Origin of the sequence: Caulobacter sp. (genome assembly GCF_035254145.1) — a bacterium.
Lineage (GTDB): Bacteria > Pseudomonadota > Alphaproteobacteria > Caulobacterales > Caulobacteraceae > Caulobacter.
This window is the reverse complement of the sequence record NZ_DATFAV010000164.1, coordinates 15,498-29,566: the sequence shown is the minus strand read 5'-3', so window position 1 is coordinate 29,566 and position 14,069 is coordinate 15,498. Positions and strand designations below refer to the sequence as shown.

Genomic DNA, 14,069 nt, shown 5'->3' with positions numbered 1-14,069 from the left:
GCGAACAGGTCCAGCGAGATCGAGCCGAAGACGATCTTGTTGTTCCAGACGTACGACAGGCCTTCCTTGATCAGCTCCATGCGCGACCCGGGCTGCCTTTCGGGCTTGGTCGGGTGGCGGATCATCAGCGCCAGCAGGGCGGCGACGCTATAGAGGGCCAGCGAGGCGCCGAAGGCCATGGCCGGCGAGTGGATCAGCAGCAGGCCGCCCAGCGCCGGGCCGACGATCGAGCCGGCCTGCCAGGAGAGCGAATTCCAGGCGATGGCGCGCGGCAGCAGCGGGCGCGGCACCAGCATGGGGCCCATGGCGCTGCTGGCGGGGGAGAGGAAGGCGCGGCTGGCGCCGAATACGACCGAGACGGCGAAGATCGGCCACAGGTGATGCGAGCCCAGCAGGGCCAGGGTCAGCAGAACGCCGGCGCTGACCGCGTCCAGCGCCAGCGTGGCGGCGACGATCAGCTTGCGGGTCCGTCGATCCGCCGTCTCGCCGGCGATCAGGGTCAGCAGGAACAGCGGCACGAACTGCGCCAGGCCGATCATGCTGACCATGAACGCCGACTCGCCCACGGAAAGGGTCAGGCGGGCGATCGCGTAGACCTGCCATCCCAGGGCCACCGACTGGATCTGCACCCCCAGGGTGGAGACGAAGCGCGCCACCCAGAACATGACGAAGTCACGCTCCCGCAACAGGGCTCGGGTAGACGTGTCGGCGGCTTCGTCTGGGCGGGGGGCGGAGGCAGGGTCGGACATTGGGTCGCAACATAGGGCGAAGCTCCCGCGCCGCAACGTTATTGACCTGAGAAAGGCTTGGTCCTACAGCGCGCGCATCTTTTGGAGCCTTGGACCGTGGCGAAGCCGCGATCCGAACCAATGAGGAGCGCCAGGCATGCGACGCCTGCGACGAATGCCGCGCGAACGCGCCACGATCTGAAGCTCTCCCTTCGCGCCTTCGCGTCGGGAGCCCCCGACGTTCTCTCGTATTTCCGAAGGCCGATGACCTCCGTTCCAAAGACCCTTGATTCCGCGCCCGCCTACCCGCCGCTGGTCCACGAGACCCCGGCCATGGAGGCCGCCGTCACCGCCTTGATCGACCGGGTGTTCGGCCCCGGCCGTTTCGCCAAGTCGTCCGAGCGCCTGCGTGAGGGCAACGCCCTGCTGGGCGACTGCTCGTTCGTCGCCTTGCGTGACGGCGAACCCGTCGGTTGCTGCCGGATGTGGCCGGTGACGATCGGCGGCCAGGCCGTCGCCTTCCTGGGGCCGCTGGCCGTCGATCCGGACGAGCGCAGCGCCGGCCTCGGCCAAGCCCTGGTCGAAAACGCCTGCGAGGCCGCGCGCGCCGCCGGATGGCGGGCGGTGCTGCTGGTCGGCGACGGACCCTATTTCGGCCGGATCGGCTTCACCAACGCCCATACGGCTGACGTGGTCATGCCGGGACCGGTGGATCAACGCCGCGTGCTGCTGTTGCCGCTGCGGCAAGGCGGCGACGAGGGCCTGGCCGGCCTCGTCGCGATCGCGCCCGGCGCCAAACCCGCGGCATGATCGCTTGAGCCGGAGGGCGGGACGGCCTAACTGATCGGCATGACCGACGCGCCCGCCACTCCCGGCCTGGAAGGCGTCGCCCAGGCGGCCCGAAACGCGCAGGCGGGGGCCGCCGGCGAACGCGGCCTGCCGCCGGTATGGCTGTGGAACCCGCCCCATTGCGGCGAGATCGACATCCGCATCCGCAAGGACGGCGTCTGGTTCCACGAGGGCTCACCGATCGGCCGCGAAGCCTTGGTGAGGCTGTTCTCGACGGTGCTGCGCCGCGATCCGGACGGCTACTACCTGGTCACGCCCGTCGAGAAGATGAAGATCACGGTCGAGGACGCGCCGTTCATCGCCACGCGCGTCGACCGACTGGAAGGCGAGGGGGGAGAAGCGCTGGTCTTCCAGACCAATGTCGGCGACACCGTGGTGGCGGGACCGGACAACGCCATCCGGGTCGAGATCGATCCGGCCACGGGCGAGCCGCGCCCCTATCTGCACGTGCGCCGGGGGCTGGAGGCGCTGATCGCCCGTCCGGTCTTCTACGAGCTGGTCGAGATGGCCACGCCGCGGGGCGACACCTGGGGCGTGACCTCGAATGGCGCGTTCTTCCCGATCGCCCCGCCCGGAGCGGCGACGGCATGACGCGTGAGGAACGCCGCGCCTGGATCGCCAGCCGCCTGGACCCGATCGAGAGCTACGACCCCAGCCTGGCCAATCCGGTGCGTTCGGACTTCGACCTCAATCCCGGCATGAAGTTCGACAACCCCCACGCCCTGCGCCCCGCCGCGGTGCTGGTGGGGCTGGTCGAGCACGAAGATGGCCCGACCGTGCTGCTGACCCGTCGCGCCGACACCCTGCGCAGCCACACCGGCCAGATCGCCTTTCCGGGCGGTCGTTGCGACCCGGGCGAGACGCCGTGGGTCACGGCCTTGCGCGAGGCCAACGAGGAGGTGGGGCTGGATCCGGCCTGCGTCACCCTGGCGGGCCTGCTGCATGGCTACCAGACGGTGACCGGCTTCCACGTGACGCCGGTGGTCGGCTTCATCGATCCGCAAGCGACCTTCGTTCCCAGCCCGGAAGAGGTGGCGGACGTCTTCGAGACGCCGTTCAGCTTCCTGATGGATCCGGCTAACCACCAACGCCAACATCGCGACACGCCCAGCGGCGAGCGGCGGAATTTCTACGCCATGCCGTGGAACGACCGGTTCATCTGGGGCGCGACGGCGGGCATGCTGCGGTCGCTCTACGAGCGGCTTTACAATGAAGCGCCTGCGCATTCCGACTAGGCTGCAAGCAACAACATGAGGGGGAGCCTGGATTGAGCGGCGTATCGATCGGCAAGACGCCCTGGATGGCGGCGGCCCAGACGCGGGCGGTGATGGCGGCGCTGGAGGCGAAGGGCGGCGCCGGCTGCGCTCGCTTCGTCGGCGGCTGCGTGCGCAACACCCTGATGGGCAAGCCGGTCGACGACATCGACATCGCCACCGTCCTGACGCCGGACCAGACCATCGAGGCGCTGGAGCAGGCGGGATTGCGCGCGCTGCCCACCGGCGTCGAGCACGGCACCATCACCGGGCTTTCGGGCGGGCGGGCGTTCGAGATCACCACCCTGCGCCGGGATGTCGCCACCGACGGCCGGCGGGCGGTGGTGGCGTTCACCCACGACTGGGCCGAGGACGCCCAGCGCCGCGATTTCCGCTTCAACGCGCTCTACGCGGACGCAGAGGGGCAGGTCTACGATCCGACCGGCGAGGGCGTGGACGACGCGCGCGAGGGGCGGGTGGTGTTCGTCGGCGACCCCATGACCCGCATCCGCGAGGACTATCTGCGCATCCTGCGCTTCTTCCGCTTTCAGGCCTGGTATGGACGGGGCGAGCCGAACGCCGAGGCGCTGGCCGCCTGCGGGGCGCTGAAGGACATGCTGCTGGGCGGCACGGCCGAGCGGATCCAGAAGGAGCTGATGAAGACGCTGGCGGCCGACGATCCGCGCGCGGTCTTGCGGCTGATGGCCGCCGCCGGCGTGATGCCCGTGATCCTGCCCACGGTGACGTCGCTGGCCCGCTTCGAGGCGCTGGTGGCCATTGAGACCGAGCAGCTGTTCGAGACCGATCCGGTCCTGCGCCTGGCCGCCCTGATCCCCGGCGATGTCGAGGGCGCGCGAGTGCTGGCCGAAGGGCTTCGCCTGTCCAACGCCGACCGCGACCGGATCGTCGGGGCGGTGGGCCAGGAGCCTCGGATCGTTTCCTGGATGAGCCCGCGCGAGGCGCGCCGCGTCATCTACGCCCTGGGGACGGCGACTTTCCGCGATCGGGTGAAATTGGCCTGGGCCGGCGCCGAGCGGGCCTCGACCGCGCCGCAGTGGCGGGCGCTGCTGGCCCTGGCCGAGACCTGGACCCCGCCGACCCTTCCGCTGTCGGGCGAGGAGGTCATGAAGGCGGGCGTGCCCAAGGGGCCGATGGTCGGCAAGGTCATGCGCGAGGTGGAGCTCTGGTGGATCGACCAGGACTTCATCGAGGACAAGTTCAGCGTTATCGAACGTCTGAAGGCCGTCGCCCAGGGGATGGTCTATTGAGCCGGAGCACGCAGACAGGCGTGAAGATCGGCCTGCTCGAGACCGGCGAACCGCCCGGCGACCTGCTGGAAAAGTACGGCAGCTATTCCTCGATGTTCGAGACGCTGCTGGGACCGCGCTACGCCTATCGGGTCTATGACGTTCAGAAGGGCCGTCTGCCCGAGCATCCCGCCGAGAACGACGCCTATCTGATCACCGGCTCGGCGGCGGGCGTCTACGAACCGCTGCCCTGGATCGAGCCGCTGAAGACGTTCCTGCGCCAGGCCAAGGGCGAGACGCCGCTGGTCGGGGTGTGCTTTGGCCACCAGATCATGGCCGAGGCGTTCGGCGGCAAGGTCGAGAAATCCGACAAGGGCTGGGGCGTGGGCTTGCAGGCTTACGACGTCTCCGGCGCCGCGCCCTGGATGGATGACGCCGTCACGGTGGCCGTGCCGGGCTCGCACCAGGACCAGGTGGTCGAGCTGCCGCCCGACGCGCGGGTGCTGGCCGGCAGCGCGTTCACGCCCTACGGCGTCCTGGCCTACGACGAGGCCAAGGCGATCTCGATGCAGTTCCATCCCGAGTTCGATCCGGCCTACGCCACGGCGCTGATCGAGGCGCGGCGCGGGACGCGTTTCACGGACGAACAGGCCGAGGCCGCGATCGCCAGCCTGGCCGCGCCGAACGATCGCGCCCGGATGGCCGAATGGATCACGCGGTTCCTGGCCCAGGAAACTTCGCGTTGAACTAAAACGTTCCGACTCTCGCACCTCTCGGGAGTCGGTTCATGCGGTTGACCACCCTCACGATCCTTGCCGGAGCCCTGGCGCTCGGCGGCGCGGTTGCGGCCGGGACGGGCCAGCCCTCCCAGCCAGCGTCGGCGCCCGAGGTCTTGCGCACGGTCGTCAGCTTCCAATCAATCCGTGATCCCGGAGCGCGTTCGGTCGCCCTGTTCACCGAGGCGGGCAGGGTGATCCAGAGCCCGCGCTGCCTCAACTGCCACCCGGTCGAGCGCCGCCCGACCCAGGGCGACGACCTTCATCCGCACGACCCGCCGATGGTCGCCGGCGACAGCGGTCATGGTCCGGCGGGGATGCCGTGCTTCTCCTGCCATGGCTCGGCCAATGTCCCGACCTGGGGGCGGGATATCCAGAGCATACCCGGCGACCCGAAGTGGGCGCTCGCGCCGGTCGAGATGGCCTGGCAGGGCAAGTCCCTGGGCGCCATCTGCGCGCAGATCAAGGACCCCGCGCGCAATGGCGGTCGCTCCCTGGATCAGATCCGACATCACATGGCCGAAGATCATCTGGTCGGCTGGGCGTGGAACCCGGGCGCGGGCCGCAGGCCGGCGCCGGGCTCGCAGCGGGCGTTCGGCGACTTGATCGCGGCCTGGATCGACGCGGGCGCCCGCTGCCCATCGGCCTAGGCGAACTTCCCGCATACACTACTTATCCTTGCATTTTCGCGATTTTACTGTCTGAATAGCGCCGTTCTTCAGGAGCGGGGCATGGAGAAACTCGACATCGTCATCGCCGCGATCGCGGCGATAGGCGGCCTGGGCATGGCCGCCATGAGTCTCGTCGACGCTTTCAAGGCGATCCCCGGCGGCGGGGTGTCGCGGATCGGCTTTCGATATGTGCGCGCGACGGCCTCGGAGTTGTCGGAGGTGCTGACCGCGGCCATCGGCGCGGACTGGGAGAGCGTGATCCTGTCCCACTGGATCAACGGCAGGCCCCGCGATGACCAGATCGCCGCCATCCGCTCGATCCTGCGCCTCGGTCTGAACGACAAGACGGCCGCGCAACTCGCCGGGGTCGCCAAGGTCGACCCCGAGACGCTGGCGATCGTCGCGGGCAAGCTCGCCACGGGCGCGGAGCTGGATCAACAGGACGTCGACCTGCTCGGTCGCGCCGAGGCGGCCGTCGGCGCGCGGCTGGACGCGGCCTTCGATCTGGCCGACCAGGCCTATCGGAACGCCTCGCGCGTGTTGGCGGGGGTTGTCGCCGTCGCGCTCGCGCAGGTGGCCTCGCTGCTGGTCCCAAACACCTACGGCTGGGGTGGCGCGCTCCTGGTTGGCGTCCTGGCCGTGCCCATCGCGCCGGTCGCCAAGGATCTGGTCAGCGCCCTGACCGCGGCGGCCAAGGCGGTCAAGGCCGAACGCGCGCCGTCTCCATGACCCTGTATCTTACGCTGCGCGCGGGCGCCGGCGGTCGCGATCTGGCTCCCGCGGCGCGCATGATCGAGAGCCAGGGCCTTGGCCAGGATCCCTCGGTGCGGTTCCTGACCGACCTCGAGGCGGCGCGAGCGACGGCGGGCCGGACCCTGGTGTTCATGATCCACGGTTTCAACGTCACCTACGCCAAGGGGCTGCGGTCGCTGGCCCTGCTGGACCGGCGGCTTCACGGGCTGCTGCCTCCAGATTTCCTGCCGGTCGGGGTGCTGTGGCCGGGCGATGCGGTGATCCCCGTGATCAACTATCCCGGCGAATGGCGCGACGCCGTGCGGGGCGGGCGGTTGCTGGCGGGCTACGCCAATCGCGTGCTGGCCGCGGCGCAGGACGTCTGCTTCCTGTCCCACAGCCTGGGCGGCCGGCTGGCGCTGGAGGCGGTGGCCGGCCTCGACCGCAAGGCCGCGCGCGTCTGCCTGACCGCGGCGGCGACCGACGACGACTGTCTCGAGACGCCCTATGACGTCAGCCTCAAGAACAGCGGCCGGCTGACCTACGTCGCCTCGCGCAAGGATATCGTGCTGCGTCTGGCCTATCCGATCGGCGACTGGTTCGGCGACGTCTTCCTGGGCGACCGGGACAATCCGGTTCGGGGCGCGTTGGGCCGCTATGGCCCGCGCTGGTCGCGCCCCGCCGCCCCATCGGTTCCCGGCGTGAAACTGGGCGACGGGCTGAAATACGACCACGGTGACTATTTCCCGCCGGGCGAGGCGGGCGCGGACCTGACCGAGCGTCAGGCCAAGGTGGCGGCGTTCGCCGCGACCTTTCTCGCCAGCGGCGTCGTCGCCTGGCCCGCCTAACGCCTGGACCCCGCCCCGGCGCCCCTCATCAGGGCCATTTGACCGCCGGCGGCATCGAGCTGAGGATCGACTCCACATTGCCGCCGGTCTTCAAGCCGAAGGTCGTGCCCCGGTCGTAGAGCAGGTTGAACTCGACGTAACGGCCCCGCTGGACCAGCTGCTGCTCGCGCTCGTCGGCGGTCCAGGCCTCGCCCATGCGGCGGCGGACCAGGGTGGGATAGATCTCCAGGAAGGCCCGGCCGATGTCCTGGGTGAAAGCGAAGTCGCGCTCCCAGTCGCCACTGTCGTGGTGATCGTAGAACACGCCGCCGATCCCGCGCGGCTCGTTGCGGTGGGGCAGGAAGAAGTACTCGTCGCACCAGGCCTTGTACTTGGCGTGCCAGGCTGGATCGTACTTGTCGCAGGCGCGCTTGTAGGCGGCGTGGAAGTCGATGGCGTCCGGGAAGTCCTGCTGGCGCTGATAGCCCAGCAGGGGCGTCAGGTCGCCGCCACCGCCAAACCAGCTCTTGGTGGTGGCGATGAAGCGAGTGTTCATGTGCACGGCCGGCACGCGCGGATTGGTCATGTGCGCGATCAGGCTGATGCCGGTGGCGAAGAAGCGAGGATCCTCGTCGGCGCCGGGCATGTTCTTGGCCATCTCGGGCGTGAACGTCCCATGCACGGTCGAGACGTGGACGCCGACCTTCTCGAACAGGCGCCCGTGCATCATGCCCATCACCCCGCCGCCGCCAGCCGCGCGGTCCCAGGGTTTCTTCTCAAAACGGCCCGCGACGCCCGGATAGAGATCGGCCGGCGCTTCGTCCTCCAGCCGCTCGAATTCGGCGCAGATCTGGTCGCGCAGGCTTTCGAACCACGCCTGGGCGCGGGCTTTCTTGGCGTCGAAGTCTTGATGCGTGCTCATGTCGCCGGATTAAGCCGGTCGGCGGCCCCGTGCAAATCCGGTCGTGAGGGAATTCGACAAGAAGCGGTTGGCGACACCATATAGGCGAAGATTCCCGCCCATCGGAGAGCGACCATGCCCGCCGCCAAATCGACGCCCACCTCATCCTCGGACGTCTGGATCGCCTCGGGCGTCCGCACGCCGTTCGCCAAGGTCGACGGCCCGCTGGCCGGCCACGACGCGATCGGCCTGTCCGTCCCGGTGGTCAAGGCGATGCTGGCGCGCGCCCGGCCCGACTTCGCCGTCTGGGGCACGGTCATTCCCAACCTCACCTGGAGCAATCTCGCCCGCGAAGTGCTGCTGGACGCCGGCGGCGATCCGACCATTCCCGCCTTCTCGACGGTCATGGCCTGCTCGACCAGCATGATCGGCGCGATCGAGGCGGCCGGCATGGTCGACGGGCGTGGTCGCGACCTCGCCCTGGTCGGTGGCGTGGAGAGCATGAGCCGGGTGCAACTGGGTCTTTCGGTCGCCCTCTCGGACTGGATCCGCAAATTCCAGGGCGCCAAGACCGGCCAGCAACGCCTGGCGGCCCTCGGCGCGCTGAACCTGAAGGACGTGCGCCTGTTCATCCCCAAGGTGGTCAACCGGGTGACGGGTCTGTCGATGGGCGAGCACACCGAGATCACCGCCAAGGACTGGAACCTGTCGCGCGCCGACCAGGACGCCATCGCCCTGGCCAGCCACCAGGGCGCGGTGAAGGGTTGGGAGAGCGGCTTCTTCGACGACCTTGTCATTCCCATCGGGGAGACCCGCCGCGACACCATCCCGCGCAAGGACACCTCGCTGGAGAAACTGGCCAAGCTGGGTCCCGCCTTCGACAAGACTAGCGGCAAGGGCACGCTGACGGCGGGTAATTCCTCGCCGCTGACCGACGGCGCCGCGGCGATCTGGGTCGGGTCCGTGGCGGGCATGGCCCGCCTTCCGGGCGAGACGCCCAAGGTGCGGATCGTCGACTACGAGGTCACCTCGATCGACCTGCGTCACGAGGGCCTCCTGATGGCCCCGGCCTATGGCGTGCCGCGAATGCTGGCGCGCAACGGCCTGACCTACGCCGATGTCGGCCTGTGGGAGATCCACGAGGCGTTCGCCGCCCAGGTGCTGTCGCACATCGCCGCGTGGGAAAGCGCCAAGTTCCTGGCCGAGAAGGCGGGCGTCACCGCGCCGATGGGGAGCTTCCCGCGCGAGCGCATGAACCCCAACGGCGGCAGCCTGGCGCTGGGCCACCCGTTCGGGGCGACCGGCGCGCGGATCCTCAGCCAGGCGGTGAAGGAGCTGGCGGCCCGTCCCAAGGGCGAGCGCGCCATCGTCAGCATCTGCGCCGACGGCGGCCAGGGCACGATGATGCTGCTGGAAAGCGCGTAGGCGCGCTAGGTCAGGGCCGTGAAGATCAGGGCCACGACGGTGACGTCGAAGATGCGGATGGCGAGGGACAGCATGGCGGGACCCGGGGCGACGAATTCACCATCGGTTAAGCAAGACTGGCGCCAGTCGGGCCTTGGTCGCTGATGGCCCTGTTCTTCGACCAGGCCTGGTACGACGAGCAACTGGCGCGGAGAGGCCTGGATCGTTCGGTCCTGGCCGCGGCGGCCGGGCTCAGCGAGGCCGAGCTGGCGCTGGCCTTCAAGGATCAGCGAGAGCTGTCGATGCGAGAAGTCTCTGTCTTCGCTGAACTTTTGGGCGTGACCTCGGCCGAGGCCGCCTCGCGCGCGGGGGTGCGGCCGCCGCCGGTCGGCGACAGCCAGCGCATCGCGGCGTTGGAGGCCAGGGTCGCGGCCCTGGAGGCCGAACTGGCCGCGCTAAGGCGCTAGATGTTGGTCTTCTTGATCAGGCCGGTCTTGGGACGGCGATCGGCCGGACCCGAATATTCCGTGCCGAGATAGGTCGATCTGGCCGCGTCGAGCACTTCCTGCCCACCGCGCAGCCCGCGCTTCTGGCCGGATTGTCCCATCAGGTGGGCGGCGAAGGCGGCGAAACCCTCGCGGCGTGGCGGTGACGGCGCGGGGCGCTCGTCTTCGTCCTCGACCGACAACACGACCTCTTCCTCGGTTTCATGACGGTCGGCCTTGCGCGGCGCGGGCAGGGCGCGGCGCATGAGGCTGAGGCGTCGAATGGGATCGATCGGGCCGTTCATGCAAGTGAAGGTAGAGACTGGACGGTTAAGAAGACATGGCGCGGCGTGGTTAAGACTTGTTCGCTAATTTGGCGATCTGCTCCTGCATCGACTCCAGCTGGCGCTTGAGGTCGGCGAGCGAGTCGTCGCTGGGGGCGGGCGTCGCGGCCGGGGCCGGCTCCGGCTGGGCGGCGGGCGCGTCCTCCGGGCGGACATAGGCGAACGGCGAGAACATTTTCATGGCGCGGTCGAACAGCGCCATGTTCTGGCGGATCTGCTCTTCATAGACCCCCAGGCCCGGCATCTTGCCCGGCGCCAGGTTGGATAGCTGGCCGCGCAGGCGTTCCTGCTGCTTGGTGAAACTCTCCAGCGACATCTCGAGATACGACGGCAGGAAGGCCTGCATCGAGTTGCCGTAGAAGCCGATCAGCTGGCGCAGGAACTGGATCGGCAGCAGGTTCTGACCCCCGCCGCGATTTTCTTCCTCGAAGATGATCTGAGTCAGGACCGAGCGGGTGATGTCCTCGTTGCTCTTGGCGTCGTAGACGACGAAATCGACGCCCTCCTTCACCATCTCGGACAGGTGCTCGAGGGTGACGTACGAGGAAGATGCTGTGTTGTAGAGGCGACGGTTGGCGTATTTCTTGATGATCACGCGCTGGCCGGCCGTCTTTTCGGCCCCGGCGGCCGTTTCGCCTTTTTCAGGGTTCTCGGACATTTCGTTCCCTAGGACAGCGGTTACATCCGCTTTTCGCATCGCACTATCGCGAATGCAAAGGCATGGCGCCAGTGGTCAGATGACTTGGACCTGTCGCAAAGCCGTGAAAATGTGCCCGTGACGAACGCGGTATGGATGTGCAAGGTGGTGCTGCACTGCAAAAACAGTGGCGCCGCAACCGCGAAAGGCGTCACGCAAAACGTTACGGGAGCTATCGCATGAGCGACATCGTCATCGTTTCCGCCGCCCGCACGCCGGTTGGCTCGTTCAACGGGGCGCTGTCCGGCCTGCCCGCTTCGGAGTTGGGCAAGATCGCCATCGAGGCCGCCATCTCACGCGCCGGGCTCAAGCCGAGCGACGTGGACGAGGTCATCCTGGGTCAGGTGCTGCAGGCCGGCGCCGGCCAGGGGCCCGCGCGTCAGGCCTCGGTGAAGGCCGGCGTGCCGGTGGAGAGCCCCGCTTGGAGCCTGAACCAGCTGTGCGGCTCGGGCCTGCGCGCCGTGGCCCTGGCGGCCCAGCAGATCGCGGCCGGCGACGCCAGCGTCGTGGTGGCCGGCGGCCAGGAGAGCATGAGCCAGGCGCCTCACGCCCAGAACCTGCGCGGCGGCCAGAAGATGGGCGACCTCAGCTTCGTCGACACCATGATCAAGGACGGCCTGTGGGACGCTTTCCACGGCTACCACATGGGCCAGACGGCCGAGAACATCGCCTCGCGCTGGCAGATCACCCGCGAGGACCAGGACAAGTTCGCCGTCGCCAGCCAGAACAAGGCCGAGGCGGCTCAGAAGGGCGGAAAGTTCGACGACGAGATCGTTCCGGTCACCATCAAGGGCCGCAAGGGCGACGTGGTGGTCGACAAGGACGAGTTCATCCGCCACGGCGTGACGCTGGACGGCATTTCGGGCCTCAAGCCCGCGTTCGCCAAGGACGGCTCGGTCACCGCGGCCAACGCCTCGGGCCTCAATGACGGCGCCGCCGCCCTGGTGCTGATGAGCGCCGAGGAAGCCAAGAAGCGCGGCCTGAAGCCGCTGGCCCGCATCGCCTCGTGGGCCAATGCCGGCGTCGAGCCCGAGATCATGGGCACCGGGCCTATCCCGGCCAGCAAGAAGGCCCTGGAGAAGGCCGGCTGGACCGTGGCCGACCTCGACCTGGTCGAGAGCAACGAGGCCTTCGCCGCCCAATCGCTGTGCGTGGTCCGCGAGCTGGGACTCGATCCGGCCAAGGTCAATGTCAACGGCGGCGCTATCGCCATCGGCCACCCGATCGGCGCCTCGGGCGCGCGGATCCTGACCACCCTGCTGCACGAGATGAAGCGCTCCGGCGCCCGCAAGGGTCTGGCGACCCTGTGCATCGGTGGCGGCATGGGCGTGGCCATGTGCGTCGAGGCGGTCTGACCGTCTGGCCGTCGGCCGCGCCGGCGCGCCCTGTCGAACACGGCGGGGCGCGCGGTCGCGGCGATCCGCCAGGCAACAAGCAACAAGCAACAAGCAATAAGAATATCGGGAGAGAGAAATGACGAGAGTTGCGTTCGTGACCGGCGGCACCCGCGGCATCGGTCGGGCGATCTGCGAGCGGCTGATCGCCGACGGCTACAAGGTGGCGGCGGGCTATTCCGGCAACGAGGCGGCCGCCGAGGCCTGCGCCAAGGACCTGGGCGTGATGGTGGTGAAGGGCAATGTCGGTTCGTTCGACGACTGCCAGGCCGCGGTGAAGAAGGTCGAGGCCGAGCTGGGCCCGATCGACATCCTGGTCAACAACGCCGGCATCACCCGCGACGGCATGCTGCACAAGATGACCTACGACCAGTGGTCGGAAGTGATCCGGGTCAACATGGACTCGGCCTTCAACATGACCCGTCCGGTCATCGAGGGTATGCGCGATCGCAACTGGGGCCGGATCATCAACATCAGCTCGATCAACGGCCAGAAGGGCCAGATGGGTCAGACCAACTATTCGGCGGCCAAGGCCGGCCTGATCGGCTTCACCAAGGCCCTGGCCCTGGAGAACGCCAAGAAGGGCGTCACGGTCAATGTGATCTGCCCCGGCTATATCGACACCGACATGGTGGCCGCGGTGCCGGAAAACGTCCTGGCGGGTATCATCGCCGGCATCCCGGTCGGCCGTCTGGGCAAGGGCGAGGAGATCGCAGACATGGTCTCGTTCCTGGCGGGCGAGCGGGCCGGCTTCGTGACCGGCGCGACGCTGACGCTGAACGGCGGCCAGTACATGGCCTGACCACGGCCTGGGCGTCGCCTCGCCCGGGTCGCATCCCTCGAAGCCGGGCTTGACGGCGGCTGTGGCGTTTTGGCCTCATGCGCCCGTCTTCGGGGGATCGACGCTTTGCCGTCCAAGATTCGCCCCACTCGGCGGGCAGTACGGATCGTATGAAATTCTGTAAGGCGGAGTTGGACGTGACGGGGGCCAGGGTGGTCCTGGCGATCGCCGCTCTGATGGCCATGGCGGCGTCGGCGAACGCCCAGCAACTGCCGCATTCGCTGCGGGACGCTCTGCTCGGCCACAAGGGACCGGCCGAGGCCCGCCGGGTCGCGGCGCCGCCCGTGGCCCGCTACGTATCCGAGACCGGCGGGACCTTCGTCTTCGACAAGGCCGCCCCCCAGCCCCTGATCAAGTTCGACAACAGCGCCGAGGTCTGGGTGCTGTCGCCCCAGCCCGCCTCGCGCGGCGACGTCATCTATCGCAACGACCTGGGCGAGCCGGTGCTGCGGATCACCAAGCTGGGCGGGATGATCCTGTTCACCGACGACGTCCCGATGGGTACGGCGGCGGCCTTGTCGGGCCGGGCCTCGTCGATCCAGCCGCCGGCGATCATCTCGTTCAACGTCTTCGTTCAGCGGGTCACCCTGGCCTCGGCCAGGGCCACGCGCGCGGCCCAGCATCTCGTGGAGTTCTCGACCGTGGAGGACGTGCGTCCCGAAACATCGGTCCTGGCCGCGGACTCGGCGACGGTGGTGGCCGAGGCGTTCGAGCGCATGGCGCGCAAGGGCGATCGGTCGGTGATTTCGCGCATCTTCAGGGTCCTGCTGGCCGAGGGGCGCAAACCCGCCGCCTCGCTGAAGGATGGCTCTCTGACCATCACCTATTCACCCGACCAGGGCCTGGCCGGTCGGCCGTCGTCGAAACGCATCATCAAGGTGCTGGATCGCTGAACTTCGCCCGGTCGCGACCAGCGTAAC

19 protein-coding genes are annotated in these 14,069 nt (G+C 68.6%); 14 read left to right on the top strand and 5 right to left on the bottom strand.

Annotated features, from left to right (window positions below):
- The coding region (locus tag VJ655_RS09765) for an MFS transporter (protein WP_324110867.1) at nucleotides 1-749 on the bottom strand (749 nt) is incomplete at its 3' end.
- 136 nt (nucleotides 750-885) lie between these two features.
- On the opposite strand from VJ655_RS09765, the gene VJ655_RS09760 reads away from it, so the two are divergent.
- The 9 genes from VJ655_RS09760 (at nucleotide 886) to VJ655_RS09720 (ending at nucleotide 7,104) form a co-directional block, all read left to right on the top strand.
- Entirely contained in the window at nucleotides 886-930 is a 45-nt protein-coding gene (locus VJ655_RS09760) for a hypothetical protein (RefSeq protein WP_197056745.1), read from the top strand.
- 62 nt (nucleotides 931-992) lie between these two features.
- Nucleotides 993-1,538: an N-acetyltransferase gene (locus VJ655_RS09755; RefSeq protein WP_324110866.1), complete on the top strand. Its 546-nt coding sequence runs from the start codon at nucleotides 993-995 to the stop codon at nucleotides 1,536-1,538.
- Nucleotides 1,539-1,577: 39 nt separating this feature from the next.
- Complete coding sequence (locus VJ655_RS09750) at nucleotides 1,578-2,168, top strand: DUF1285 domain-containing protein (protein WP_324110865.1); 591 nt, start codon at nucleotides 1,578-1,580, stop codon at nucleotides 2,166-2,168.
- On the top strand, nucleotides 2,165-2,812 hold the full coding sequence (locus VJ655_RS09745; protein ID WP_324110864.1) for a CoA pyrophosphatase: 648 nt from the start codon (nucleotides 2,165-2,167) through the stop codon (nucleotides 2,810-2,812). The genes VJ655_RS09750 and VJ655_RS09745 overlap by 4 nt, the downstream gene beginning before the upstream one ends.
- A 65-nt stretch (nucleotides 2,813-2,877) precedes the next feature.
- Nucleotides 2,878-4,098: a CCA tRNA nucleotidyltransferase gene (locus VJ655_RS09740; RefSeq protein WP_324110870.1), complete on the top strand. Its 1,221-nt coding sequence runs from the start codon at nucleotides 2,878-2,880 to the stop codon at nucleotides 4,096-4,098.
- Nucleotides 4,099-4,118: 20 nt separating this feature from the next.
- Nucleotides 4,119-4,823: a glutamine amidotransferase-related protein gene (locus tag VJ655_RS09735; protein WP_324110869.1), complete on the top strand. Its 705-nt coding sequence runs from the start codon at nucleotides 4,119-4,121 to the stop codon at nucleotides 4,821-4,823.
- Nucleotides 4,824-4,864: 41 nt separating this feature from the next.
- On the top strand, nucleotides 4,865-5,503 hold the full coding sequence (locus VJ655_RS09730; protein WP_324110863.1) for an Isoquinoline 1-oxidoreductase subunit: 639 nt from the start codon (nucleotides 4,865-4,867) through the stop codon (nucleotides 5,501-5,503).
- A gap of 81 nt (nucleotides 5,504-5,584) precedes the next feature.
- Nucleotides 5,585-6,253 (top strand): hypothetical protein, encoded by a 669-nt coding sequence (locus tag VJ655_RS09725; RefSeq protein WP_324110862.1) that lies wholly within the window; start codon nucleotides 5,585-5,587, stop codon nucleotides 6,251-6,253.
- Entirely contained in the window at nucleotides 6,250-7,104 is an 855-nt protein-coding gene (locus VJ655_RS09720) for an alpha/beta hydrolase (RefSeq protein ID WP_324110861.1), read from the top strand. The genes VJ655_RS09725 and VJ655_RS09720 overlap by 4 nt, the downstream gene beginning before the upstream one ends.
- Before the next feature lie 28 nt (nucleotides 7,105-7,132).
- Here the strand turns inward: VJ655_RS09720 and hemF are convergent, their stop codons facing one another.
- The gene (gene hemF, locus VJ655_RS09715) at nucleotides 7,133-8,005 is read right to left on the bottom strand and encodes an oxygen-dependent coproporphyrinogen oxidase (RefSeq protein WP_324110860.1); all 873 of its coding nucleotides are present in this window, start codon (nucleotides 8,003-8,005) and stop codon (nucleotides 7,133-7,135) included.
- Nucleotides 8,006-8,119: 114 nt separating this feature from the next.
- On the opposite strand from hemF, the gene VJ655_RS09710 reads away from it, so the two are divergent.
- On the top strand, nucleotides 8,120-9,409 hold the full coding sequence (locus VJ655_RS09710; RefSeq protein ID WP_324110859.1) for an acetyl-CoA C-acyltransferase: 1,290 nt from the start codon (nucleotides 8,120-8,122) through the stop codon (nucleotides 9,407-9,409).
- A gap of 5 nt (nucleotides 9,410-9,414) precedes the next feature.
- Here the strand turns inward: VJ655_RS09710 and VJ655_RS09705 are convergent, their stop codons facing one another.
- The gene (locus tag VJ655_RS09705; protein WP_184724251.1) at nucleotides 9,415-9,480 is read right to left on the bottom strand and encodes a hypothetical protein; all 66 of its coding nucleotides are present in this window, start codon (nucleotides 9,478-9,480) and stop codon (nucleotides 9,415-9,417) included.
- 72 nt (nucleotides 9,481-9,552) lie between these two features.
- Between VJ655_RS09705 and VJ655_RS09700 the strand changes: the two genes are divergently transcribed.
- The gene (locus VJ655_RS09700) at nucleotides 9,553-9,855 is read left to right on the top strand and encodes a DNA-binding protein (protein WP_324110858.1); all 303 of its coding nucleotides are present in this window, start codon (nucleotides 9,553-9,555) and stop codon (nucleotides 9,853-9,855) included.
- Here the strand turns inward: VJ655_RS09700 and VJ655_RS09695 are convergent.
- Complete coding sequence (locus VJ655_RS09695; protein ID WP_324110857.1) at nucleotides 9,852-10,178, bottom strand: hypothetical protein; 327 nt, start codon at nucleotides 10,176-10,178, stop codon at nucleotides 9,852-9,854. The genes VJ655_RS09700 and VJ655_RS09695 overlap by 4 nt on opposite strands.
- Before the next feature lie 49 nt (nucleotides 10,179-10,227).
- Complete coding sequence (gene phaR / locus VJ655_RS09690; protein ID WP_324110856.1) at nucleotides 10,228-10,875, bottom strand: polyhydroxyalkanoate synthesis repressor PhaR; 648 nt, start codon at nucleotides 10,873-10,875, stop codon at nucleotides 10,228-10,230.
- A 218-nt stretch (nucleotides 10,876-11,093) separates the two neighbouring features.
- Here phaR and VJ655_RS09685 point away from each other — a divergent pair, with 218 nt between their 5' ends.
- The 3 genes from VJ655_RS09685 (at nucleotide 11,094) to VJ655_RS09675 (ending at nucleotide 14,042) form a co-directional block, all read left to right on the top strand.
- Nucleotides 11,094-12,269 (top strand): acetyl-CoA C-acetyltransferase, encoded by a 1,176-nt coding sequence (locus VJ655_RS09685; RefSeq protein WP_324110855.1) that lies wholly within the window; start codon nucleotides 11,094-11,096, stop codon nucleotides 12,267-12,269.
- Nucleotides 12,270-12,387: 118 nt separating this feature from the next.
- A complete protein-coding gene (locus tag VJ655_RS09680; protein ID WP_324110854.1) occupies nucleotides 12,388-13,110 on the top strand; it encodes a beta-ketoacyl-ACP reductase in 723 nt (240 codons plus the stop codon).
- A gap of 149 nt (nucleotides 13,111-13,259) precedes the next feature.
- A complete protein-coding gene (locus VJ655_RS09675; protein ID WP_324110853.1) occupies nucleotides 13,260-14,042 on the top strand; it encodes a DUF4908 domain-containing protein in 783 nt (260 codons plus the stop codon).
- The last annotated feature ends 27 nt before the right edge of the window (nucleotides 14,043-14,069 follow it).